Here is a 23,176-nt window from a genome sequence, read left to right on the forward strand (position 1 = left end):
GTTCGATTTCAATGCAGGAAGTTCGTGGGATGGCAGGTATTTATCGCGAGCGCTCATGGGGCTGACGCAGCAGAATTGTCCTCATGTCTTTACATTTGATTTTCTGAATGAGATAATTGAATTGCCGCCACGCGACCACGCGACCACGCGACCACGCGACCACGCGACCACGCGACCACGCGACCACGCGACCACGCGACCACGCGACCACGCGACCACGCGACCACGCGACCACGCGACCACGCGACCACGCGATAGGGGTGGGCCTTCGTGGCTGATGGAGCTTCGGTGTCACCAAGGCCGCCCCTGGCAGGCGGCCGTTGGCAGACTCTTGCCGCGCAGAGGGTGGTTCTGGCGGTCGTCCGTACCTTCACCTCGGCGATCCGGCTGATAGACGCGCTGTCGATGTTCCGGGGCGACACTCGTGTCCAGGTTCTCTTCTCGATCGATGAATCATCGGCGTTCAGCGGCGGCATCCATGCGTTGCTGGCCACGGCGGGTGCTCGCGTGATCTCCTGGGAGGAGGCGCAGGACCTGGAGTGCGACGCTGTGATCACGGCAAGTGAGAACGTCGACCTACGCCATGCGGAAACGCCGGTCCTCGTGCTGCCGCACGGCATCGGCTTTCACAAAATGGTGCCGGAGTCCCGCTCCCGGGGAGAGCGGGTCTCGGGGCTGGTTCCTTCCCGGTATCGTCGGGGCCGAAAGGTCTGGATGGCGATATCCCATCCCGACCAGCGGGAGCAACTGCGCGAACTGAGCCCGGACGCCGCTGACCACTGTGTGTTGGTCGGGGATGTGACCTACGATCGTCTGATCGCGAGCCTGCCCCTCCGCGAGCACTTCCGCCACCTGCTGGGGATCGGCCCACACCAGCGGCTTGTGCTGATGACATCAACGTGGGGGGCAGACTCCCTGCTGGGAAGGAATCCCGGCCTACCGGCGAAGGCACTCGGCCAGCTCCCGATCGATGAGTATCGGGTGGCTCTGGTGACGCACCCCAACATCGTCTCCTGGCACGGGGCCTTCCATCTCCAGCAGGTCCTGGCTGACGCCGATGACATGGGCCTGATACGGATTCCGCCGACGCAGGGATGGCAGGCAGCACTGATCGCCGCTGACTGCATCATCGGCGATCACGGATCAGTCACCCTCTACGGTGCGGCGATCGACCGGCCCTTGCTGCTCTCAGGAGCCAGCGACGAGACGATCACGGGCACACCGCCCGACCGGTTGCGCACCCTGGTGCCCGTCTTTCGCGATGACCGGCCGATCAAAGATCAAATCGCTCAAGCCATCGAAGGCCACCGCACAGGCGCTCTGAACGAGATCAGCAACGGGATGTTCGCCCTGCACGGCCAGGCCACCGCGGAACTACGTCGTTTCACGTACGAACTGCTGAAGCTGCCCGAGCTCGATCACCCGCCATCCGTACGCGCCGTCGACGCTCCGACACCTGGCCACACCAACCCTCGATCCTTCATCATCCACTCCCGCGGAAACGCGAAAACAGGCATCTCCATCTGGCGGTATCCCACGCGAGGTGACCAGCGCCGCACCGAGATGCCCGGCCTGTACCGGCATCTGGCCTGCTACGAGGACGAGCCGGATCGGCTGCTGGTGAGCAATGCCTCGGTGGTCGCCCGGCACCGGGTCTCCGGCGAGACGGACGCGCATCGGTGGATCAGCCAGATCCTGGATCACTACCCGGGTTCGCTGATGGGCGTGGCCGCGACACGTAACGGCATCGTGAGCGGCATGCGAGACGGGCAGAGGATCCTCGCCTCTCTCGTGGACGGGCAGCCTGACGACCCGCTGCTGGCAGCGGCGGTCGTCTACACCTGCTGGCGAGAAGGTCGGATCCCGGACGGCCCGGTGACGGTCCAGCTGGGCACCGTCAGAAGGCCCTTGCGCCTGGTGAATGTCACGCCTGCCGCTCGCTGAGTCGGGCGGCGACGACGTCCGCCTCAGGGTGCCCGGCCCGGTGGTAGATGCTCCATGCGGCCCGCAGATGCTCGCGGGCACGCTCCTCGTCCCCCTGCTGACCGGCAAGGCCGGCCAGCAGGACCTCGGCCTCGGCGGCGTAGTGCAGTCCTCCCAGCTCCTGCGCCGCCCGCTGCAAGATCGCTCTTGCTTCGTCGTACGCGCCTGCTTCCGCAAGGGCAGCACCGCGATCGATGCTCACGCGGGCCCTCATCCGGCCGTCCCCCAGCCACGTCAGAAGGTCTTCAGCCTGGTTCAGGGCATCAGCCGACCGCCGGGGCTGACCCAGCCGCCGCAGGGTACGGCCGCAGAAGTACAGCGTGAGCGCGACGCCCCGCCATTCCTCAGCCTGAATGTTGAGATCCAGCGCTCGCTGATAGGCGGCGAACGCCGCCTCGGGCTGCTCTCGGTCGAGATATCGGCCACGGAACTCCCACGCTGACGCCTGAAGGACGACATCGCCGCCTCGTTGTGCCAGCTCGACGGCCTGACGAGACTCGGCGTCGGCCCGGTCCCAATCGTTCTGGTCGGCGTAGGCGCGGGAGACCAGCATGCGCAAGCGGGCCTCGGCCCGCTCGTTACCCGTACGGCGCGCCGCTTCGATGCCGATCGTGCTGGTCGTGATCCAGTCGCCGAGGTGACGATGGTTGAGGTAATAGCCCGTCAGCACCTCGGCCAGCTGCCACGCCCGCTCGTCAAGGCCGGCTGCTACGGCTGTCCGAACCACGTCGGTCAGATTGGGCCGCTCCGCATCCAGCCACGCCAGGGCCGAGTCGCGTCCGCCGAACGGCTCCGTCTGATCCCGGACCTGCCGCACGTCGGCGATCAGAGTCCGTTCACCCATGATGGCGTGGACGGCCTGGGCTACCCGGCTCAGGCAATGATCGACGAACTGCTGACTGATCGCCTCCCTGCGCTCCTGGGGGATCTCCTGGGCACGCTCGGCGGCGTGCAACCGGATCAGCTCGTGGAACTGGAAACGGTCCCGGGAATGGGGCGTCATCAGGCGGCTCTGCGCCAGGAGGTCGAGGCACTGTCGTGCCTGCTGAACGCTGATGGTCGCGGCCGCGGCGGCCGACTCGGCCGAGACGATCGGCCCGGGCAGCAAGCCCAAGACGCGATACAGGTACTGCACAGGCTCAGGAAGACGCTCATACGCCGCGCTGAAGGTGGAGGACACGATCGGCTTGCCTCCCAAGCTCAAGCCCGCCAGCCGTCGGCGTTCGTCAGCGAGTTCCGCTTCGAGATCGCCCAGGTCCATACCAGGAGTGCTCGCCACGCGTCCGGCCGCGACGCAGATGGCCAGCGGCAGCCCGGCGCAGAGCCGAACCAGCGCACCTGCCGTGGAGGACCGCGCCACCTTCTCCGACATCCCGGAAACAGCGGCGAACAGCACGAGGCTGTTTGTCTCGTCCAACCGTGTCACGTCGAAGAAGACAGCGCCGCTGCCGTGCAGCTCCGTCAAATCATGATGGGTGGTGGCCAGGAGAAGGCTGCCGTCCGCCTTCGGTGTCAAGGCGCGAACCTGAGCGGCCTCGGTCGCGTTCTCCACTACGACCAGGACAGGGCGGCGTGCCGTCCTAGCCCGCAAGCAGTTGGCTCGCGCAGCCAGGCTGGCCGGCACGAAGGCATCGGCCACCCCCAGCGAACTGAGACAAGCCGCGATCATCCCGCCGATGTCCGCGCGACCATAGCTCGCCCCGAAGTGATCGCAATCGACATAAAGATCACCACCAGGGAACCGCTCCCGCGCCTGCCGTGCATACCATCGTGCCGCCGCCCGCTTGCCCACACCGGGCGGGCCAGTGAGCACCACGACTCGAGGTGGGTGGCTTGGGTCCGCGACTGTGACCTCGATCGCCGCAAGTACATCGTGCCGATCCACGAAACCGCTGGTCGGTGAGGGCGTGGTTCGAGGAGTCTCCGGCCCGTTGTCGACGAGTCGAATGTCCCCGAACACGTTCCCCGCCACCTGTACTACGTTCCTGGCCTGGGCATCTCCGCCGAACTGGTTGCCACGCCGCAGGTTCTCGCCTTCGGAGCGCTCGGCATCGTGCACACCCCACCTCAGCTCATGATCGCTCTTGGTCAAGGTATCGCCTGGACCGGCGTTCGACAGCCGAGATGACAAGGTTTCGCCGGTCGCTTCGCCAGGCATACGTCGTTCGCTCCACACAGTCAACCCTCGGGCTGAGGTGCAACGCGCCAGCTTGAACACCACGACCCCGCCCGAGCATCCTCGGCGGGGTCGTTTCATGCCCGGCCATACTCAATGTCGGTGTCGCCTTCATCAACATCTTGAGTGACCGCTCACAGTGGTGCGGCCCCTTCGTCCCGGCCCTCCGCTGAAGGGGCGCGGCGAGCCGGCCCGAGGGTCACTTCTTGGGCATGAGCACGGTGTCGATGATGTAGACGGTGGCGTTGCGGGTGGCCACGTTGCCGCACACCACGTCGGCGTCGCCGATCGTGTAGTCCTGGCCGGATCCCGTCGTGGTGATCTTGCCGCCCTGCAGGGTGGTGAAGGAGCCGCTTTCCAGGTCGGCGGGGGTCTTGCGCCCGGGAACGACGTGGTAGGTGAGGATATCGGTCAGAGTCTTCTTGTCGGCCAGCACCTTGTCCAACGTCTTCTTGTCGATCTTGGAGAAGGCGTCGTTGGTCGGGGCGAAGACGGTGATGCCGTCGGTGGAGTTGAGGGTGTCGGCCAGGCCCGCCTTCTGCACCGCGGCGACGAGGGTGGACAGGATCGGGTTGTGGGAGGCGGCTGTGGCGACCGGGTCGGCGGCCATACCGGTGAAGCTGCCCTTGCCGGTGGCGGGAACGGCTGAGCAGGCCATGCCGAACGGCGCGTCAGCGGCGCGCTCGCCGGTGGAGCCGGCGGAGCCGGTGGCCATCGGGGCGCTGCTGGCGGGGGCCGGGGTGGTGCTGCTGGCGGAAGGGGCCGCGCTGGTGCCGGCGCTGGTGTCACCACCGGCGCCGCAGGCGGTCAGCGACACGGCCAGGGTCAGCAGGGGCACAGCGGCGGTCAGGCGCTTGTTCGTGATCATGTGCGTGGGTTCCTTTTCCGAGGTGAGGCAGGGGCGAGTGAAAGGGGTAAGCGGGCGTTGCGGATGACTGATGGACGGCGGCGATCAGGTCCTGTGCGGGAAGAACAGGCCCTGAGGCCATCGACGTGGCCGGCTCGCCTGCTTCGCGCTGACGGAGGGTGGGCCCGCCAGTGCGGCGGGCCCGAGAGGGCGGCTACCGGGTGGGCATGAGCACGGTGTCGATGATGTAGACGGTGGCGTTGCGGGTGGCCACGTTGCCGCAGACCACTCTGGCGTTGTTGACCTTGTAGGTGGTGCCGGAGCCGCGGGTGGCGACCGTGCCGCCCTGCAAGGTGGCGAAGCGGCCGCGTCGCAGGTCGGCCGGGGTCTTACGGCCGGCGACGACGTGGTGGGTGAGGATGGCGGTCAGCGTCTTCTTGTCGGCCAGGACCTTGGCGAGGGTCTTCTTGGGGATCTTGGCGAACGCCTGGTTGGTGGGTGCGAAGACGGTGATGCCGCCGGCCCCGTTGAGTGTGTCGGTCAGGCCGGCCTTCTGCACCGCGGCGACGAGGGTGGACAGGGCGGGGTTGTGGGAGGCGGCGGTGGCGACCGGGTCGGCGGCCATGCCGGCGAAGCTGCCCTTGCCGGTTCGGGGCACGGCCGAGCAGCCGGGGCCGAAGGGCCGCCGGGCGGTCATCGGCTGCGCGGCGGCGGCCCAGGACACGCCGCTGGCAGCGGTGTCGGCGTGCCGGGGGGAGGCGAGCGCGGCCGAGCCGGTACCGGATAGCGAGACGGCCATTGCGCCGGCCATGGCCAGGATCGGCAGTCCGGCGGCATGACGAGTGTTCATGATGCTCCCTGTGTTCGGTGGATGGGATCGTTGAGGGGGAGTTCAGGTGACGGTCACCAGGACCGTGTGCCAGCCGGTGGCGCCGTCCGGGATCGGCGGGACCCTCTGGGCGGGCTGAGTGTGACCGGCCGCGTCGGTGGCGCGAACCTCCAGCCGGTGCTGTCCAGAGGTGGCCTGCCAGGTCGTGCGCCACTGCCGCCAGGTGTCGAGCCCGGCGCAGGCCGCCAGGTCGGCCAGGCGCCAGGCGCCGCCGTCCACGCGCACCTCGACGGCGGCGATGCCGCGGTGCTGCGCCCAGGCGGTGCCGGCGACGGTGACCGGACCGGCGGGTATCTCGGCGAACGGCTTGGGCACCTCGATGCGGGAGGCGGTCTTGATCGGCGCACGTTCGGCCCAGCCGCGTCGGGTCCAGTACGCCCGCTCGTCGGCGAAGCGGGTGAGCTTGAGGTCGGTGACCCATTTGGTGGCCGAGACGTAGCCGTACAGGCCCGGCACGATCATCCGCGCAGGGAAGCCGTGCGCGGGCGGCAGCGGGGCGCCGTTCATCGCGATGGCCAGCAGCGCGTCCCGGCCGTCCAGCACCGGCTCCAGCGCGGTGGAGGAGCTCCAGCCGTCCGCGGAGCGGGACAGGATCTGATCGGCCCCGGCCTGGATGCCGGCCTCGCGCAGCAGCGCGGCCAGATCTGCGCCGAGCCAGCGGGCGTTTCCCGCATACGGGCCGCCGACCTCGTTGGAGACACAGGTCAGGGTGATGTCGCGCTCGCTCAGCGGCCGGGCCAGCAGGTCGTTGAAGGACAGTTCGATCGGGCGGTCGACCAGGCCGTGGATGCGCAGCGTCCACTCCTGGTGCGGCACGCGCGGCACGATCAGCGCGGTGTCGACCCGGTAGAAGGCGTCGTTGGGGGTGGTGAACGGGCTCAGCCCCGGCACCCTCAGCCCCACGCCCGGCGCGAGCGGCCGAGCCGGGTCGGCGGGAGAGGGCAGCACCAAGGTACGACCGTCAGCCGACGCCTGCCGGGTGGAGGTGATCGCCCGGCCGGCGCCGCCGGTCAGGACGGCCGCCCCGAGCACGACGGCGCCGCGAGTGAGCAGCGCCCGCCGGTCGGCGGCCGGCACCGGTACCGGCGGCTGGACGGGATGGCCGTAGCGCACCAGGTCGCCCAGCGTGATGCGGACATCATGCCTACGCAGCGGCAGGCGCCGGGTGGCCAGCAGGGCGAAGGCACCGCACGCCGCCCCCATCGCTGCGGGCAGCACGTCCACCGGATCCGCTGCCGGCCGTGACAGCGCCGCGGCCCCGGCGAGCGCCGCGAGCCCGGCCAGGGCCGCGATGGCCAGACGCGGTCGCCGGGGCGCGGCTGTTCCGATGCCCGCCGACACGGCCACGATCACTGCGGCCAGTGTCAGGAGCAGGACCGGCTTGTCGGCGGTGCCGAAGGTGCGGATGGCGAAAGCCTTCAGCCATGCCGGGCTCAGGTCGATGACCGCCGAGCCCACCGCGAGCAGCGGACCGGCCTGCGGCCGGCCGGCCAGTGCGGCGGTCAGCTCCGCCATCCCCAGTGCCAGCGCCGCGGCCGCCACGCCAAATGCCGCCGGCACGCTGGCATCCAGCCCGCCGGCACGGGGGGCTGGCGTCGGGGCCGGTGTGGGAGCCGCCCCGTCGTGGGCCGGTTTCTCAGCAGTCACAGCAGGGCTTCGGAGCCACGGCCGAAACGGATGGGTGCCCTTTCCTCGGCCGGCCGGTGCCGGGCGGGAAGGTCAGGCGGCGGGCAGGTCCACCAACAGCAACGGCGTGCCGGTCGGCTGCCGTGACCCGCCGGCCGGCTCCACCGTCATCCCCACCTGGCCCGCACCGGCGCTGATGGCGGCGAGGACCGGTAGCGTGCCGCCGGAGCCACTGGAGGTCAGCAGCCCGGCCGAGGTGATCTGTCCCGGGGCGAGCTGCCACAACTGGTAGACGCGGCCCGCGGGCGGATCGCTCAGCCCGGCAGCCCAGAACACCAGCGCGCCCTGCGAGCGCGACAGCACTACCGTGCCCCTGCCGCTCCGCCCCGCCCCAGCGGACGGCGCGGTGGCCGGGGCGGCCAGGGCGGTGACCGTGCGGGCGTCATCTGCGCTCAGCACCGCGGCGATCCGCTGCTCCACGCGCCGAGCCTGCTCCAGTTCCTGACGTGCCTGCACCGTGCTCACGCCGAGCCCGGCCAGCCCGGCCAGCACGGTCAGCACGGCCAGCGCCGCCGCCACGCTCACCGCCGCCGGCCAGGGCCGCCACGCCACACGCCACACACGCCTCGCGCGCGAGGCCGGCGGGACCTGCGGCGGCAGTTGACGCACTTGCTCGATCTCGGCCAGGACCCGTTCCCGCAGACCGGGTGGCGGCTCGGCCGCCACCGCTGTGCCCAGGCGCGCGACCGTCTCGCCGAGCGTCGCCGTCTCCTGCGCGCACTCGGCGCACCCGGTCAGATGCCGTTCGAAACGGCGCCGCTCGCCCTCATCGTCGATGGCGCCTAGCGCGTAGGCACCCGCCAGGGTGTGCGGGTCGAACCTGCCCTCTCGTGTCTTCATCGGTCTACTCCCAGGCAGTCGCGCAGCCGGATCAATCCATCGCGCATCCGTGTCTTGACCGTCGGCAGCGGCGCCTTGACCAGCTCAGCGACCTCCCGGTAGGAGTAGCCGCCGTAGTAGGCGAAGGTGACCGACTCGCGCTGCAGTTCGGTGAGATGGCCCAGGCAGCGGCGCAGCCGCTCGCCCTCCAACCGGCCCACCACCAGCTCCGACACCTCGTCAAAGGACCGGTGCGGCTCCAGCCGCGCGGCCCGCTCCTCCCGGTCGGTGCCCGCCTGCGCCGCACGCACCCGGTCGATCGCCCGCCGATGCGCGATGGTCAGCACCCACGCCAGCGCCGACCCCCGGTCCGGCTCGAAGCGGGCGGCGCTGCGCCATACCTCCACCAGCGCCTCCTGTGCCACCTCCTCGCTGTGAGCCCGATCCCGCAGCACCCGCAGCACCAGCCCGAACACCCGCGGCGCCAGTACCTCATACAGCCGCTCGAACGCCCCGCGATCACCCCTGCCGACCGCCTGCAGCAACTCCTCCAAACCCGGCGGATCGCCGCTCGGACGGTCCTCGCCCACCGGCGACCGGTCACGCGCTCCCATGCAGACCCTCCTGCCCCGGCCGGCACAGCACCAGCCACAAGAGCTTCGGAGCCCACCGCGAGCCGGATGGGTGACACACACCCGGCTGCGGCACCCGCGATCTGTCCGATGGGCGAAGGGCCCCGATCCGGCCGGTCGAGAGCTGGACAACGATGATCATGACCGGCGTGAGAGCGAAACCATTCACCGCGTGATCGGCCACGTCGATCATCTGTCCTGACCGCTGCCGATATCCGAGGGCGTTCCCGTCGCGCGGTGCGAGGTGGGGCGGACGCGATCCGCCGAGGGCAGGTGCGACAGATGGCGGCTGAGCGCCACGGCTTGCCGTGCCCGGCCCGACAGATCGCCCAGCTCGCTCGTTCGATGGACGCCAGCTCGGCTTCGACATCGCCAGCGACCCGGGCGGTCAATTCCAGATCGTCCAGGGCGTGCAGGGCGCGTCCGACACGATGCGCGGCCTCTTCCACGCGGATGTACGACTGGACGATGACACCCTGCGAAGGCAGGTGGGGCTCGGTCAGGGCTGCGATGACGAAGGCGAAAGCGTCACGCTCATGTTGGCGGCGGGGCCCTCGGAGTTGAGCTCGTGGCTGTCCGCGGCGCTGGCTGGATGGGTGTAACACCGCCAGCAGGCATGAGAGAGCGACGTCAGGGTCTCGGCCAAGCGCAGGGCATCCTGCTCAGCCGCTCCCGGCGGGAGCCGGCCCCAGTGATCGCGGTATCGCCACGCCCGGTGCCACAGGAAGCCACCAGCGCGTGTCGAGCGTGGTCGACGGCGTATCGGGTCATGACACTCCTCGCTGCCAGCCGACGCGGATTCACTTGGCCAGGCCTGTCCCGCCGCGTCCACCGTCTGCTAGGAGCCTTCCACATTCGTCGATACATCGGACCAGAAGACAAAGGAGGTGAGTTTCAGCAGGGTGGACGGTCGGCGTCATCAGTACGTCTTACCTGCTGATTATGCGCAGCGCGCCTACGGCGGCCGAGTTTCTGGCCCCTATCAGGTCTCCTGATGTCTGGTCTCTGTAGGACATCCGAGCGTCGGGTCAGAGGCCTGGAGCCGCCCAGCGCATGAAAACAGAGAACGATAGCGCTCGGTTATTTCAATGGCGGATTGTAGGGACTGAACCCGCTGAGATGCGGGATGAGCTCGTCGGGATCGACAGTCCTGTCCCGTGGGAACCCCGGATGCTCGGTGATCGGGTCGATCGCGCCCGCGTAGGACTTCATCCAGTCGATCCAGTCAGCCAGGGACCGACGATGGTCCTCGTCTGTGATCGTGGACAGCACGGAGGTCAGCTCGTCGGCGTACTGACGTATGGTTCTTGCCCGCTGCCAGGCGTCCACCTCGGTAGTCAGCACCTGAAGGCGGCCCTGGGTGAGGACACGCTCCCGAGCGAGGGTCCTGGCAGTTTCCCATTCCCGACGGAGCTCGTCCCGCTCCCGCTGCCGCTCCTCGGGGGATCGGCCGCCGTCCATCATCGCCACTGCGTGGCAGATGTCCCTGGTGGCCTTCTCCATGTGGACGATGACCTGCCACAACTGGGACTCCAGCGTCGACTCGTCGCCGTCGTACCAGTCGCAGCTTCCACCGCCGGGCCACTGCCAGAGCCGCAGGCGCAGCCGTTGGGCAGGAGGAACATCGACGTCGTCAGGACTCTTCCGGGTGCTGCTGGACTGACTTGCCAGACGCGTCGCCAGCTCCTGCCTCTGGATTGCGACGGCCCAGCCCTCGTCACCGATGACGACCTCGAGGTGTCCGCCCTTGTAGTCGCCGGGTCTCCGAACTTTGTAGCAGCAGCGAGTGGCCTCATCCGCGATCGCCTGGAACAGCCGGAGGCCCCGCTCCCGGGCGGAGCCGTCGAGTGCGAAGGCCAGCTGATCGTCACGTAGTTCGGCCACCACGGAATGCAGATCTTGCAGATGCTGGGGGACATGTACGGGCCGTCGGTCCTTGGAGCGGTAGCGCACGTGCCTCTGGTGAGGTCCGCCTGTCTTGAGGCGAATCTCCAGGTCGCCTTGGTCACGTCCCTTGAGAGTGAGGTGGTAGCCATCGGGGATCAAACCGTCTCGACGGGCGGCTTGGGCAGCCTCCCACCACAGCCGGCGGGCCACCTCGTCCGGGTCGCTGATCCGCAACGTGCCACCCGCGTCAATGAGCTGCCTGAGGAAGTCTTCGGGGTCGATGGCCGGTTCATCCTTATCCGGCTCGTTGGCGTCCGGCGCTGGAAGGTGATTCCCGTTCTCCAGGTAGAGCCGACCGGATTCCGTCAGGGCGGCGCTCCAGAAGCCCTTCGTTCGGGTCAGTACCACCAGCTTCCGGTCCTGTAGAGCGTAGACGGTCCTCGTCAGGCGTGTTTCTCGTGATGTCACGGGCTTCACGCCCAACGCGATGCGGACAAGGATCGACAGCTCACTCTCGTCAAGCGCGTTCGGAGGCTGCATGCTGTCACTGCACACCCTCAAGTGGTGGCCCCGCAACAGAGTCTGCGAATTTCGCGGACAGGAATGATCAGCATTTCAGCCGCGGGCTCGATGGGGTGAGGCGCGCCCCCGCTGCGGTGGCGATCGCGTACAGTGCCTCTTCGCTCACTTCGTCCGTGAAGCCGATGCCCAGCAGCCTGGGCTACCGCAGCCCTGCCGACTACGAGGCCACGGCGGCCTGACCACCACAACGATGGTGTCTGTCAAGCGGAACAAGCTCAGCCAGGACGTGGGTCGCGGGACGGGACACGACCGCGATCCTCATGAGGGCGGAAATCGTCCACAATCCTCCCTAGCCTTGCGCCGGTAAGAGATCGACCGAAAGGAGTCGGCCCGGTGTCGACCATCGTTCTTGCCAGTGGTTCGTTCCTCGGCGCGTGGGCCCGGGAGCGTGTCACGCCGCTGGTGACCGCCTGCGGCCACCAGCGGCATCCGCTGACCTACGTCGCCTTCGCGGCCGGCCCGCCTGGGCAGGCCGGGCCTGGGGGTGATCAGCTGGACGCCGGGCACTGGCCGGTGATCAACGAACCGTAGCCACTGGCTCGTGCGGTGGAGGAGGCGGCTCGGTCATGATGCGGCCGTACCGGGTGAAGATCGCGCAAGAGGCCCTGGACGACCTGGCCGCCCGGCTGGCCGCGACCCGCTTCACCCGCCCGCTGCCCGGCCATGGGCTCGGCGTGCCCGCCGACCGCGTCCGGCACCTGGTCGAGTATTGGCGTGACGGCTACGACTGGCGCGCCTGGGAGCGGCGGATCAACGTCCATCCGCAGTTCCTGACCGAGATCGACGGGCTTGACGTGCACTTCCTGCACATCCGTTCGGCCCGGCCGGACGCCCTGCCGCTCATTCTCACCCACGGCTGGCCCATGTCGGTCGTGGAGTTCCTTCCGCTGATCGAGCGGCTGAGCGACGCCTTCCATCTCGTCATCCCCTCGGTGCCCGGGTTCGGGTTCTCCGGCGTACCGCGTGAGCCGGGCTGGAACCGCCGCCGCGTCGCAGTGGCATGGGCGGAGCTGATGCGCCGGCTCGGGTACGAACGTTACGGCGCGCATGGCAACGACGTCGGCTCCATGATCTCCATCGAGCTCGGACGCCTGGATCCGCACCACGTCGTCGGGGTGCACGTCACCCAGATCTTCTCCCTGCCCTCCGCCGATCCGGCGGAGCACGCCCTGCTGGGACCCAGCGACCGGGCGAAGCTGGCCGCCCTGGAGCGCTTCGTGGCCGGCCGCAGCGCCTACCTCGCCCTCCAGTCCACCCAGCCGCAGACCCTGGCGCACGCGCTCGCCGACTCCCCAGCCGGCCAGCTGGCTTGGAACCTGCAGCTGTTCGGTGACGCGGTGAGCGATGACTACATCCTCACCGACGTCGGACAGGTCGCTGGGATACGGTCGCGGTTCGGTCATGCCTTCGGGGTACGCCAGGGTGAAGTGGCCGGCCAGACGGCCGTCCGGCCGTCGGTCAGACATGGGCGAGGTACCGCGTGTCGGGATGAGGCAGGAGCTTTCGGGGCCAGACGGGCGTACTGCCTGGGCGTGAACCGCCGATCGAACGCTAAAGCGGGTGAAAGCGTGCGCCGATCCGGTGAGCAACCTGCAGAACAAAAGCCGTCAGGTATCACCCAACTGCTCCAGCAGTGATGCTTCGCCCAACGTCATGCCCGACCTCCACGTACTGGCGCTGTGCGTGGCACTGCAAAAATCTCTGACTTCACAGAGTCGCACAGTGCCTGCAAAGCGTAACTGTAGATGGCTTCGCGGCTCGCGTGAAGAGACACATCTGCAACTGGCCCCTCAACCCAGCGGATCAGTCGCCCGGTGGTGGTCTGCTGGATGCTGTCGGCGGTTCTGGATCCGGGCCTTTGCGTCGAATGCGTAGGTGCCTTCGGGTGGAGGGCTCGAGGTGGTCGTGGGATTGCCGCCAGGCGAGCAGGTCTGGGCGACGCGGCCGTGGGCGAGCCGGTTCGTCGAGGTCGTCCGGGCGCAGGGTGATGGTGGTCTGGTGGCAGATGTGCGCTGGGTCGCCCCTTGCCCCTGGAAGGCCGAATGGGTTCGTCTGCGGGCCCTCTGAAGGCCGCCGATGAGACCTGTCTGATCACCGCGATCAGACAGGTCGGTTCTTTGCGGCGTGAGGGTCAACGCTTCTGCCGCCCTTCGGCCGCTCCTCGGGATTAACTGATCAGGTTCCTGATCGCCGCGGTGACGGCGGCAGGTTGGGTCTCCGGCAGAAAGTGTCCACCCGGCAGCATCAGGGTGCGGACATTCGGCGCCCAGCCGTGCCAGACCGCCGAGGGGTCGAACGGCAACACCATGTCGCCGGGGTCCTGCCAGATCGCCAGGGTAGGGACCTTGACGCGCCGGCCGGCCTGCCGATCCTCGCTGTCGTGGGCCGCATCGGCGAAGGCGCTGGCCCGGTAGTCCTGGCAAATGGCGTGGATCGTTTCCGGATTACGCGTTGCGGCCAGGTATGCCTCACGGACCTCGGCGTCGAACGTGCCGGCCTCGGCCCAGGCATCGAGGAAGTAGCCGAAGAACGTGTCTGGGGCAGCGCCGATCATCCGCTCGGGCAGGTCGTTGAGCTGCGCGAGGAAATACAGATGGAAACCGAAGACGCCACCCACGCCCGTCAGTGACTCCCACATGTCGACGGTAGGGATGACGTCGATCACACCGAGGTGATCGATGGCGTCGGGGTGGTCCAACGCGGCACGGAAGGCGACCAGCGCTCCGCGGTCATGGCCGACCAGGCTGAAGCGTTCGTGGCCGAGATGTCGCATCAGCGCCACCATGGTCGCCGCGGTCACACGCTTGGCGTATTGCTCGTGGCCACCCTCTGGCTTGGCGCTGGCCCCGTAACCGGGCAAGTCGGGGCATATGACGCGGAAGCGGTCTGCCAGCGCGGGAGCGACATGCCGCCAGGTCAGATGGGTCTGCGGGAAGCCGTGAAGCAATAGCAGCGGCGGTCCCTCTCCACCCGAAGTCACATGGAGGTCAAGACCGTCCACCCGGACCGTGTGTTCATCGAAGCCTGAGATCGTTGCGGGCATCGGTCCAGACTGTCATGAGCACGACAGCGGCCGCGAACATCTGTCCGTCCGCTTCACCGATGCCACCGGCGTCACTACTGACTGGAGCGCCCATGCGGAAAGCCAGGAACGGGTTCCCTATACACCCCTGGCGTAGACCGCATCGCCGCCGGCCTTCGGTGTACTCGCTCTGTCTCGGCGCGCCACTCGATCCCTTTCGGTGATCAACGGCGTGGCGGCTGTGGGCTACGGAGTGGTGTGGGCGGCGGCGATGACCCCGTGCACGGCTGCCGTGATGCGCTCAGCCGCCTGGTCGGGGTCGGGCCGGCCGGCGTCCAGCCAGGCCATGACGGCCTCCAGGGTGAAGGCCGGGATCAGGTTGGCGGCCCAGTCCAGCCATGGCCCCTCGGGGATGCGGCGGGCGAGGTTGCGGCGGCCGACCTCGCGGGAGGCCGCGGTGATGGAGTCGATCAGCTCGCGGAAGTCGGGCTCGCGGGCCGCGTAGCGGAACAGCAGCCGGAACCCGTCGGGATCGGCCGTCGCGGCGCGCAGCAGGGCCGGGATGGCGCTTTCGTCGTAGTGGTCGGCGCCGGTGGCCTCGGCCAGCCGTGCGCACGCGCGGTCCAGCACGGCCCGGTAGAGGTCGGCCTTGGAGTCGAAGTGCCGATACAGCATCGCCCGGGTCAGCTCGGCCTCGGCGGCGATGCCGTCCAGGCCCGTGGCCGTGTATCCGGCACGGGCGAAGGCACGGGTGGCCGCGTCCAGGATCTGCTCACGCCGCTCCGCGCGGCGCAGCCTGCGCACCGGCTGAGCCGGCCCGGCCTCGTGCTGGCTCCGACCCGCTTCAGTGCTCATCCATACCTCCACTTGTAGAAGACAAAGTCTACATATAGCTTCCTATACATCGAAGTATATAAATGGGCATCTACTTGAGGAGGGGTTGTGTCCGATCCCGTACAGCTGCCGTTCGAACAGCCTGGCCCGCTGGTGCCACCGCCGCTGCTGCGCCGGTTGCAGGCCGCGGGCCCCATCCACGCCATCCGCACCGCGGTTGGTGACCCCGGCTGGCAGGTGACGGGGTATGAGGAGGTGCGCGCCCTGCTGGACGACGCGCGGCTCGGTCGTGCCCATCCCGAGCCCGAACGCGCCTCGCGTACGGGAGAGTCGGAGCTGTTCGGCGGGCCGCTGGGCGGCTTCGACACCGAGCAGGCCGACCACCGGCGGATGCGCGCGCTGCTGCAGCCGCACTTCTCGCCCAAACGGATGCGGGCGCTGCGCGGCCGCGTCGAGGCGCTCACCACCCAGCTGCTCGACGAGATGGAGAAGGCCGGGCCGCCGGCCGACCTGCACGCCGCGCTGGCGCTGCCGCTGCCGATCGCGGTCATCTGCGAGCTGCTCGGCGTCCCGTACACCGACCGCGAGCAGTTCCGCGTCTGGACGCAGGAGGCCGCCGACATCACCGACCGCACCCGCTCGGCTCAGGGGCTGGGCGCTCTGTTCACCTACGGGCAGCAGTTGGTGGCCCGAAAGCGCACCGCCGGCGTCGCGGACGGCGGTGTGATCTCCCGGCTGGCCGCCACCGACGGCGTGAGCGATGACGAGGCGGCCGCGATGGGGATGTTCCTGCTGTTCGCCGGGCACGAGACCACGGTCACCGCGATCGGCAAGGGGGTGCTGTGGCTGCTGGTCACGCCGGGCCAGTGGCAGGCCCTCGTCGCCGATGCGTCCCGGATCGACGCCGCGGTGGAGGAGATCCTGCGCGCCCCGAGTTTGGGCGGCGGCGGCATCCCCCGCTACGCCCGCGAAGACCTGGACATCGCCGGCGTGCACGTGCGGGCCGGGGACCTGGTACTGCTCGACACCGGCGCCGCCAATCACGACGTGAGCGTGTTCGCCGAGCCTGACCGGTTCGACGTCGACCGGCCCGCCGTGCCGCATCTGACCTTCGGGCACGGCGCCCGCTACTGCGTCGGCGCGCCGCTGGCCCGTATCGAGCTGCAGGTCGTCTTCGCCCAGCTCGCCGCCCGCTTCCCCACTCTGGAGCTGGGCTGTGCGGTGGAGGAGCTGGTCTTCGACAGGCGCACGCTGACCGGCGGGCTGACCTCCCTACCGGTGACCTGGTGACCGGCATGAGCGCGGCCAAGACGAGCAAGCAGGTGGACAGGCGGCGGCCGCTGTTCGGCCGGATGTATCCGAAGATGGCCGCCGGCATGGACCGCGGTGGCATGACCGAACGCCGCCGTGAGCTGCTGGCCGGCCTGTCCGGCGAGGTGGTCGAGGTCGGCGCCGGGCACGGCGTCAACTTCGTGCACTACCCGGCCGAGGTGAGGCGGGTGATCGCGGTGGAACCGGAGCCACGGCTGCGCGCGCAGGCACAGGCCGCCGCCGAGTCGGCGGTCCCGGTGGAGGTGGTGCCCGGCGTGGCGAGGACCGGCCCGCGGCCGATCACAGCGCGGACGCGGCGGTGATGTGCATGGTGCTGTGCTCGCTACCCGACCTCGGCGGGGCGCTGGCCGAAGCGCGACGCGTGCTCAAGCCGGGCGGGCAGCTTCGTTTCCTGGAGCACGTCCGCGCCGACACGCCCGGCCTGTCCCGCCTTCAGGACGTGCTGGATGCCACCGTCTGGCCGCATCTGGTCGGCGGCTGCCACCTCGGCCGCGACGTCGAGGCCGAACTCCGGCGGGCCGGGTTCCGCATCGACCACCTGGACCGCTTCCTGTTCCCGCCCGTGCGTACCCCGGTCTCCTTCCACATCATCGGTACAGCTGTGCGGGGCGGCGATGAGTGAACGGCATGGCCAGGCGCGGCCGAAGGCGTCATCGATACGGACAGCACAGAGGAACGCCATGGACACCACGCCCCTCGCATTGACCACGGCAGGTTTCGATGCCGAGCTGACGGGCGCGGGGACGCAGCCGTTCCTGGTGGACTTCTGGGCGAGCGGGTGCGGCCCGTGCAAGGCGCTGGCCCCGGTGCTGGAGGAGATCGCGGCCAAGCAGGCGGGTGGGCATGGTGCAGCTGGACCACGCGCCGGAGCTGGCGGGCCGGTTTGAGGTCATGGCGGTGCCGACACTGATCGTGTTCATCGGCGGGAGGGAGAAGAAGCGGCTGACCGGGGCGCTCACCAAGACCGAGTTGCTCGCCGAGCTTGAAGAGTTCGGCATCTGAACCCGCCGCACCCGGCAGCTCAGCGGCCGGGTGCGGCCCTCACCGGCCCGGCGAGCCTGAACCCGAAAGACCTAGCTGGCCAGTCGCATCCCGACTGACCCGGGCAGGCCGTCCAGGAGCCGCCTGCCAAGCTCAGTGTCCACGGTGCTCGGTGATCCAGCGTGCGGCGAGCAGGCCGGAGGCGGCGGTGAGCACGGCGGCGGCGATGACGGTGGCCTCCAGGCCGAGGGCGTCGGCCAGGATGCCCGCCACGAGGGCTCCGGCGGCGTAGCCGATGTCGCGCCAGAACCGGTAGGTGCCCAGCGCATTGGCGCGCCAGGCGGGGTGGGCGTGGTCGGAGACCGAGGCGATCAGCGCCGGATACACCATCGCGGTGCCCAGGCCGAGCGCGATCGCGGACAAGATCCCGGCCAGCAGCGGCCGCTCCAGCAGCACCAGAGCCAGGACGAACCCGCCGGCCTGCACCAGCATGCCGTAGACGATGAGGGGTTTGCGGCCGATGCGGTCGGCCAGATGGCCGGTGGGGATCTGCCCGATGCCCCACAGGATCGGATACAGGCCCTTGATCAGCCCGACGGCGGCCAGGCCGAGCCCGTAGTCGGTGAACAGCAGCGGGAACACGCCCCAGGTCAGGCCGTCGTTGAGGTTGTTGACCAGCCCGGCCTGGCTGGCGCCGCGTAGCGACCGCTCCCGCCAGGATGTGCGGGCGAACGTGGCCGCCAGCCCGGTGTTCTCGCCGTCGGGCAGCGGCTTGGGGTGCTGGGCGAGCTCCAGAGCGACGTGAGCGGCGGTGTCGCGGACGGTCAGCGCCAAAATCAGGCCGGTGGCGACGAAGACGACACCGATCAGCTCGGGTGCCGGGCGCAGCCCGTAGGCGGTGGCCAAGTAGCCGGTGAGCAGTGCGGTGACGCCGACCGCGGTGTAGCCGGCAGCTTCGTTGAGCCCGGTGGCCAGCCCGCGGCGGGCCGGGCCGACCAGGTCGATCTTCATGTTGACCGTCATCGACCAGGCGAGACCTTGGTTCAGGCCGAGCAGCACGTTCGCCGCCACGATCCACCACCACGACGGCCCCCACGCCAGCATGAACGGCACCGGCGCGCCGACCAGCCACCCGGCCACCAGGAGCTGCTTGCGGGTGAAGCGCGCGGTCAGCGCACCGGCGGCGAGGTTGGTGGCGGCCTTGGTCACGCCGAAGGCGATGATGAAGGAGAACACCGCCAAGTCACTGGTCAGCCCGAAGACGTCGGTGCCGATCAGCGGTACGGTGGTGCGCTCCAGCCCGACCAGGCCGCCGACGCAGACGTTGACGACGACCAGCAGGGTGAACTGCAGCCAGTTCTCTCGCAGCCCGAGCCGCACCGGGAAGATGGTGCCGGTGCTCACCGGGCACCGCCGTCGGCAGTGCCGGCGTCAACGGTGCCGGCGGCGCCGGTGTCGAGCCGCAGGCCGTGCGCGGCGGCGTACTCGGACGGGCCGCCGTCAAGGACGCTCACGCCGGTGTTCCCGGCGCGTTCCAGCAGGCTCGCCGCGGTCACGGCCCGTTCGCCGTGCCCGCAGGCCACCACCGCTCCGGCCGGGGCGCCGGCGGCGTGGCGGGCGAGGTCACCGAGTTCCAGGTTCAGGGCGCCGGGCACGTGCCCGGCGGCGTACTCGGCCTCCTGCCGCACGTCCAGGTAGGGGCCGTCCGAGGCCTGGCCGGCGGTGACGAACGCGGTCGACGCCTGCGGATGGCCGGCCGCGAGCCAGGCGGGCATGCCGCCGGCCAAGTGTCCCGCCAACTGCTCGTAGCCGATCTTGAGGGCCTGCCAGATGACCTCGTCCAAGTCCTGGCCGTCACCGACTACGAAGGCCAGGGCTACGGTGTCGGGCAGCAGCCAGCCCAGCCAGGTGGCGAACTGATCCCGCAGCGGGATGGACAGCGCACCCGGGATATGACCGGCCGCGAACTCGGCCGCCGGGCGGACATCGACGACCTGGCCGCCGTCGGCGAGCAGCGCCTGGACCCGCTTGGCGTTCAGCGCGGGCAGCGGCGGCGTGCCGGTCAGGACGGCGGGGCCACGCCGGTTGGCCTCGGTCAGGCGCGCGAAGTAGGTGGGGTAGGAGCCCAGGCTCGACACCAGCTCCCGGACGAAGGCGTCCTCGTCCGGCGCGGCCAGCAGCGCGTTGGCCCGCTTCTCCGCGCCGATGGTGGTGGTGCGCTCGGCGCCGGGCGGGGCCGAGCAGAACGAGCCCGCCCCGTGTGTCGGCCACACCGCGACCTCGTCCGGCAGCGTGGCCAGCCTGCGCAGTGAGCGGTACTGGGCGCGGGCCAGCTCCTCGGTGCGCTCGGCGCCGACCAGGTCGGTACGCGCCGCCGAGCCGACGATCAGCGACCCGCCGGTGAACACCCCCAGCTCGCGGCCGTCGTCCAGCAGCAGGAACGACAGGTGCTCGTCGGTGTGGCCGGGCGTGGCCAGCGCACGCAGCCGCAGCCCGCCCAGGTCGACCTCGTCACCGTCGACCAGACCCCGGTGCGGGAAGCCGCGTTCACCTGCCGCGGAGGCCAGCACGCTCGCCCCCGTGTCGCGGGCGAGCTGCACGGCGCCGGACAAGAAGTCGGCATGCAGGTGGGTATCGGCCGCGTACGCCACCCGCAGGCCGCGCCGCCCGGCGGCGGCACGAAAAGCGCGCAGGTCACGGCTCGCATCCACGGCCAGAGCGCGGCCGTCACCCAGGTCGACCAGGTAGGCGCTGTTGCCCAGCCCTTCATCCACCAGCGGTATCAGGTGGTCCTCGGCGAATCCCACGATGTCCTCCACGATCTGGCCCGGCAGTTCGGGGAAGGAGCGCGCACCGCTCCCGATTGATACGATATTCCATAGATTAATGGAGGACTGGATGAGTGACGCAACCCCCGCCCAGGCCAAGGCCCACCTGTATGAGGCGTTCGCCGCCAGCGGCAAGGCACTGGCCAGCGGCAAACGGCTGGAACTGCTCGACCTGCTCGCCCAGGGAGAACGCACCGTCGAGGCCCTGGCCAAGGCCGCCGGGCTGAACCTGACCACCGCGTCGGCCCACCTGCAGACGCTCAAGCAGGCCGGGTTCGTCACCACCCGCCGCGACGGCGTGCGCATCCACTACCGGCTGGCCGGCGACGACGTCGCCCAGCTGTTCGCGCTGCTGCGCAAGGTCGCCGAGAACCGCCAGGTCGCCGTCCCGCCCGCTCGGGACGCCTACCTCGGCCGAGACGACGCGGCGGAGGTCACCCGTGAGGAACTGCGCGCCCGCCTCCAGACGGAAGACGTCCTGGTGCTCGACGTCCGCCCGGTGGAGGAATACCTGGCCGGTCACATCCCCGGAGCCGTCTGCATCCCCGTCGCCGACCTGGCCGACCGGATCAACGAACTGCCCGAGGACTGCGAAATCGTCGTCTACTGCCGCGGCGAATACTGCGTGCTCGCTTACGACGCGGTCCGCCTCCTGACCGACCGCGGACGGCACGCGATCCGCCTGGCCGACGGCATGCTCGAATGGCGGCTGGCCGAGATGCCTGTCGACGCCGGACAGCTGACATGAGCGACGCGCTCGCATCGCGTCCCGGCTCATCCGGTGAGTCCGCCCGGCCTGCCGGTGGACACCTCACGGACGGGCCCATGGACGGACCGGTCTACCTGGACTACAACGCCACCACGCCCGTCGACCCGCAGGTGACCGAGGCGATGCTGCCGTATCTGACCGCCTGGTTCGGCAACCCCTCCAGCAGCCACCCGTACGCCGATCGGCCGCGCCGCGCGCTCGCCGACGCCCGCGCGCAGGTCGCCGCTCTCATCGGGGCGTAGGCAGCGCAGGTGGTGTTCACCGCCTCGGCTCTGAGGCGAACCTGCTGGCCGTGCGCGGCGCGGTACTCGCCGCCGACCGCCCGCGCCCGCACGTGATCATCCAGGCCACCGAGCACCCGGCCGTGCTGGACACCTGCCACGCGCTGGCGCGCCTGCACAACGCCCGCGTCACCATGCTGCCGGTCGACGGCGACGGGCTGGTGAACCCGGCCGCGCTGGCCGCCGCCCTGGATGAGGACACCGTGCTGGTCTCGGTGATGGCCGCCAACAACGAGACCGGCGCCCTGCAGCCGATCGCCGAGCTGGCCGCGCTCGCCCACGCCCGGGGCGCGCTGCTGCACTGCGACGCCGCCCAAGCCTCGGGCAAGATCCCGCTGGACGTCACCGAGCTGGGCGCGGACCTGCTCACCCTTGTCGGGCACAAGATGTACGCGCCCGAAGGCATCGGCGCCCTGTACGTGCGCGAAGGCGTGGCGCTGGAGCCGGTGGTCTACGGTGGCGGGCAAGAGCGGGGCCTGCGCGCGGGTACTGAGAACGTCGCCCTGGCCGTGGCTCTCGGCGCCGCCGCCGACCTGGCCGCGCACGACCTCGCCACCGGCGCGCCCTCTCACCTCAAGCACTTGCGCGATGACCCGCACCGTCGTTTGGACGCGGCGCTGCCAGGACGAGTTCACCTCAACGGCCCCGCCGGTCGGCGCCTGCCGAACACTCTGAACATCAGCATCGACGGCATCCACGGGCACGATCTCCTGGCCGCCGCGCCCGCGGTGGCGGCCTCCACCGGCTCGGCCTGCCACAGCGGCACCCGCACCCCGTCCCCCGTGCTGTCGGCCATGGGCCTGGACACCGGCAAAGCTTTGAGCGCGGTCCGGCTGTCACTGGGCCGCTGGAGTACCAGCACCGACATCAGCACCGCGGCTGCCGCGCTATCACCGCGGCCCTGACCATCTCTCACCCGCTGCCTGACCTTCCCGGTATCACAGAACAGGCCACGCCATGAAGGACGAGCGGGAGCATGCCGCCACTGAGGATGACCGCCCTGCCGATGGCGGTGCCGGCGATCCGGCCGTGCCAGTGGTACTGGACGGCGGTGACCGCCGCTGCGTGCAACTGCTGAGCGAGCTGAGCCGCCTGGTAGCCGGCCTGCCCTCCGTGAGGGTCGTCCACCTCATCGGACACCGACCCCGCCGAACCGATCGACCTGCCCGCCTGGTGCCATCTGACCGGCCCACCTCTACCTACCCTGAAATCCCCGAACGCCCAGGAGCACAGGTCAAAGGCGGAATTTGGCGGCCTTGACCCGGTCACGGCCGCGGTTGATCATTTTTGTCATGTTCCGATTACGGCCCCGTGTCGGGGCGGCAGCGCCACATGGGGCGATCATCGCGCTGGCGGTGTTGATGGTGCTCCTGGCCGGCTGCGGCCAGCAGCGCATACCTGAAAACGACATGCAGGGATGCATCGCCAGCAAGTTCATGGCGGATGTGGTCGAGGCCGACGGCAGCCCAGAAACCTTCATCTCCTATTGGATGGTCACCTTAGAGGTCCTAACAATGGACTCATCGGACGAGGCGTCGCCAGCAGATGATCGCTGCGGCAAGGGTCATGAAGGCCTCGTGGATGTCGTCGCGGATCTCCCAGCGGATGCGCAGACGGCGGAACCAGTG

23 protein-coding genes and 1 pseudogene are annotated in these 23,176 nt (G+C 69.6%); 13 read left to right on the plus strand and 11 right to left on the minus strand.

Features of this window, described 5'->3' with window-relative positions:
* Positions 1 to 345 precede the first annotated feature (345 nt).
* The gene (locus HII36_RS09785; RefSeq protein ID WP_173522776.1) at positions 346 to 1,944 is read left to right on the plus strand and encodes a hypothetical protein; all 1,599 of its coding nucleotides are present in this window, start codon (positions 346 to 348) and stop codon (positions 1,942 to 1,944) included.
* Here HII36_RS09785 and HII36_RS09790 read toward each other — a convergent pair.
* From HII36_RS09790 to sigK, 6 genes are all read right to left on the minus strand, one after another.
* A complete protein-coding gene (locus HII36_RS09790; protein WP_173522777.1) occupies positions 1,925 to 4,204 on the minus strand; it encodes a tetratricopeptide repeat protein in 2,280 nt (759 codons plus the stop codon). The genes HII36_RS09785 and HII36_RS09790 overlap by 20 nt on opposite strands.
* Positions 4,205 to 4,358: 154 nt before the next feature.
* Entirely contained in the window at positions 4,359 to 5,027 is a 669-nt protein-coding gene (locus HII36_RS09795; RefSeq protein ID WP_173522778.1) for a fasciclin domain-containing protein, read from the minus strand.
* 193 nt (positions 5,028 to 5,220) lie between these two features.
* On the minus strand, positions 5,221 to 5,856 hold the full coding sequence (locus tag HII36_RS09800) for a fasciclin domain-containing protein (protein ID WP_173522779.1): 636 nt from the start codon (positions 5,854 to 5,856) through the stop codon (positions 5,221 to 5,223).
* Positions 5,857 to 5,898: 42 nt separating this feature from the next.
* Positions 5,899 to 7,455, minus strand: coding sequence for a molybdopterin-dependent oxidoreductase (locus tag HII36_RS09805; RefSeq protein WP_328807663.1), 1,557 nt, complete (start codon positions 7,453 to 7,455; stop codon positions 5,899 to 5,901).
* Positions 7,456 to 7,614: 159 nt separating this feature from the next.
* Positions 7,615 to 8,421: an anti-sigma factor gene (locus HII36_RS09810; RefSeq protein WP_173522780.1), complete on the minus strand. Its 807-nt coding sequence runs from the start codon at positions 8,419 to 8,421 to the stop codon at positions 7,615 to 7,617.
* Entirely contained in the window at positions 8,418 to 9,014 is a 597-nt protein-coding gene (sigK, locus tag HII36_RS09815; RefSeq protein WP_173522781.1) for an ECF RNA polymerase sigma factor SigK, read from the minus strand. The genes HII36_RS09810 and sigK overlap by 4 nt, the downstream gene beginning before the upstream one ends.
* A 326-nt stretch (positions 9,015 to 9,340) precedes the next feature.
* Between sigK and HII36_RS09820 the strand changes: the two genes are divergently transcribed.
* Positions 9,341 to 9,634, plus strand: a complete 294-nt coding sequence (locus HII36_RS09820) for a hypothetical protein (protein ID WP_173522782.1) — start codon at positions 9,341 to 9,343, stop codon at positions 9,632 to 9,634.
* 478 nt (positions 9,635 to 10,112) lie between these two features.
* Here HII36_RS09820 and HII36_RS09825 read toward each other — a convergent pair whose 3' ends face one another.
* Complete coding sequence (locus HII36_RS09825; protein WP_173522783.1) at positions 10,113 to 11,459, minus strand: hypothetical protein; 1,347 nt, start codon at positions 11,457 to 11,459, stop codon at positions 10,113 to 10,115.
* Positions 11,460 to 11,834: 375 nt separating this feature from the next.
* Between HII36_RS09825 and HII36_RS09830 the strand changes: the two genes are divergently transcribed.
* Both HII36_RS09830 and HII36_RS09835 read left to right on the plus strand, forming a co-directional pair.
* The gene (locus HII36_RS09830; protein ID WP_173522784.1) at positions 11,835 to 12,032 is read left to right on the plus strand and encodes a hypothetical protein; all 198 of its coding nucleotides are present in this window, start codon (positions 11,835 to 11,837) and stop codon (positions 12,030 to 12,032) included.
* Positions 12,033 to 12,067: 35 nt separating this feature from the next.
* Positions 12,068 to 13,138 (plus strand): epoxide hydrolase family protein, encoded by a 1,071-nt coding sequence (locus HII36_RS09835; protein ID WP_173522785.1) that lies wholly within the window; start codon positions 12,068 to 12,070, stop codon positions 13,136 to 13,138.
* A 530-nt stretch (positions 13,139 to 13,668) separates the two neighbouring features.
* Here the strand turns inward: HII36_RS09835 and HII36_RS09840 are convergent.
* Together HII36_RS09840 and HII36_RS09845 are read right to left on the minus strand one after the other, a co-directional pair.
* Positions 13,669 to 14,544, minus strand: a complete 876-nt coding sequence (locus HII36_RS09840) for an alpha/beta fold hydrolase (protein WP_173522786.1) — start codon at positions 14,542 to 14,544, stop codon at positions 13,669 to 13,671.
* 225 nt (positions 14,545 to 14,769) lie between these two features.
* Positions 14,770 to 15,378 (minus strand): TetR/AcrR family transcriptional regulator, encoded by a 609-nt coding sequence (locus HII36_RS09845; protein WP_173522787.1) that lies wholly within the window; start codon positions 15,376 to 15,378, stop codon positions 14,770 to 14,772.
* A gap of 87 nt (positions 15,379 to 15,465) precedes the next feature.
* On the opposite strand from HII36_RS09845, the gene HII36_RS09850 reads away from it, so the two are divergent.
* Genes HII36_RS09850 through HII36_RS57795 form a run of 5 tightly spaced genes read left to right on the plus strand, consistent with a single transcriptional unit; the run spans position 15,466 to position 17,691 of the window.
* Positions 15,466 to 16,647, plus strand: coding sequence for a cytochrome P450 (locus HII36_RS09850; protein ID WP_173522788.1), 1,182 nt, complete (start codon positions 15,466 to 15,468; stop codon positions 16,645 to 16,647).
* A 5-nt stretch (positions 16,648 to 16,652) separates the two neighbouring features.
* A complete protein-coding gene (locus HII36_RS55575; RefSeq protein ID WP_217369339.1) occupies positions 16,653 to 16,991 on the plus strand; it encodes a hypothetical protein in 339 nt (112 codons plus the stop codon).
* A gap of 5 nt (positions 16,992 to 16,996) precedes the next feature.
* Positions 16,997 to 17,311: a class I SAM-dependent methyltransferase gene (locus HII36_RS55580; protein WP_217369340.1), complete on the plus strand. Its 315-nt coding sequence runs from the start codon at positions 16,997 to 16,999 to the stop codon at positions 17,309 to 17,311.
* 58 nt (positions 17,312 to 17,369) lie between these two features.
* Complete coding sequence (locus tag HII36_RS59160) at positions 17,370 to 17,576, plus strand: thioredoxin family protein (protein WP_217369341.1); 207 nt, start codon at positions 17,370 to 17,372, stop codon at positions 17,574 to 17,576.
* Positions 17,533 to 17,691 (plus strand): thioredoxin family protein, encoded by a 159-nt coding sequence (locus tag HII36_RS57795; protein ID WP_217369342.1) that lies wholly within the window; start codon positions 17,533 to 17,535, stop codon positions 17,689 to 17,691. Before HII36_RS59160 ends, HII36_RS57795 begins: the two co-directional genes overlap by 44 nt.
* A 132-nt stretch (positions 17,692 to 17,823) precedes the next feature.
* Here the strand turns inward: HII36_RS57795 and HII36_RS09865 are convergent, their stop codons facing one another.
* Positions 17,824 to 19,074: an MFS transporter gene (locus tag HII36_RS09865; RefSeq protein ID WP_328807664.1), complete on the minus strand. Its 1,251-nt coding sequence runs from the start codon at positions 19,072 to 19,074 to the stop codon at positions 17,824 to 17,826.
* Positions 19,071 to 20,477 (minus strand): rhodanese-like domain-containing protein, encoded by a 1,407-nt coding sequence (locus HII36_RS09870; RefSeq protein WP_173522789.1) that lies wholly within the window; start codon positions 20,475 to 20,477, stop codon positions 19,071 to 19,073. The genes HII36_RS09865 and HII36_RS09870 overlap by 4 nt, the downstream gene beginning before the upstream one ends.
* A 91-nt stretch (positions 20,478 to 20,568) precedes the next feature.
* Here HII36_RS09870 and HII36_RS09875 point away from each other — a divergent pair, with 91 nt between their 5' ends.
* The 4 genes and pseudogenes from HII36_RS09875 to HII36_RS59165 all read left to right on the plus strand — a co-directional run.
* Positions 20,569 to 21,246, plus strand: a complete 678-nt coding sequence (locus HII36_RS09875; RefSeq protein WP_173522790.1) for an ArsR/SmtB family transcription factor — start codon at positions 20,569 to 20,571, stop codon at positions 21,244 to 21,246.
* Positions 21,247 to 21,323: 77 nt separating this feature from the next.
* Complete coding sequence (locus tag HII36_RS57800; RefSeq protein ID WP_217369343.1) at positions 21,324 to 21,509, plus strand: aminotransferase class V-fold PLP-dependent enzyme; 186 nt, start codon at positions 21,324 to 21,326, stop codon at positions 21,507 to 21,509.
* 38 nt (positions 21,510 to 21,547) lie between these two features.
* A pseudogene (locus HII36_RS09880) lies at positions 21,548 to 22,453 on the plus strand (cysteine desulfurase family protein); the annotation flags it as partial.
* A 387-nt stretch (positions 22,454 to 22,840) separates the two neighbouring features.
* On the plus strand, positions 22,841 to 23,176 hold a 336-nt coding region (locus HII36_RS59165; protein WP_173522791.1), incomplete at its 3' end, for a hypothetical protein.

It is taken from the genome of Nonomuraea antri, from assembly GCF_013283785.1.
Classification (GTDB): domain Bacteria; phylum Actinomycetota; class Actinomycetes; order Streptosporangiales; family Streptosporangiaceae; genus Nonomuraea; species Nonomuraea antri.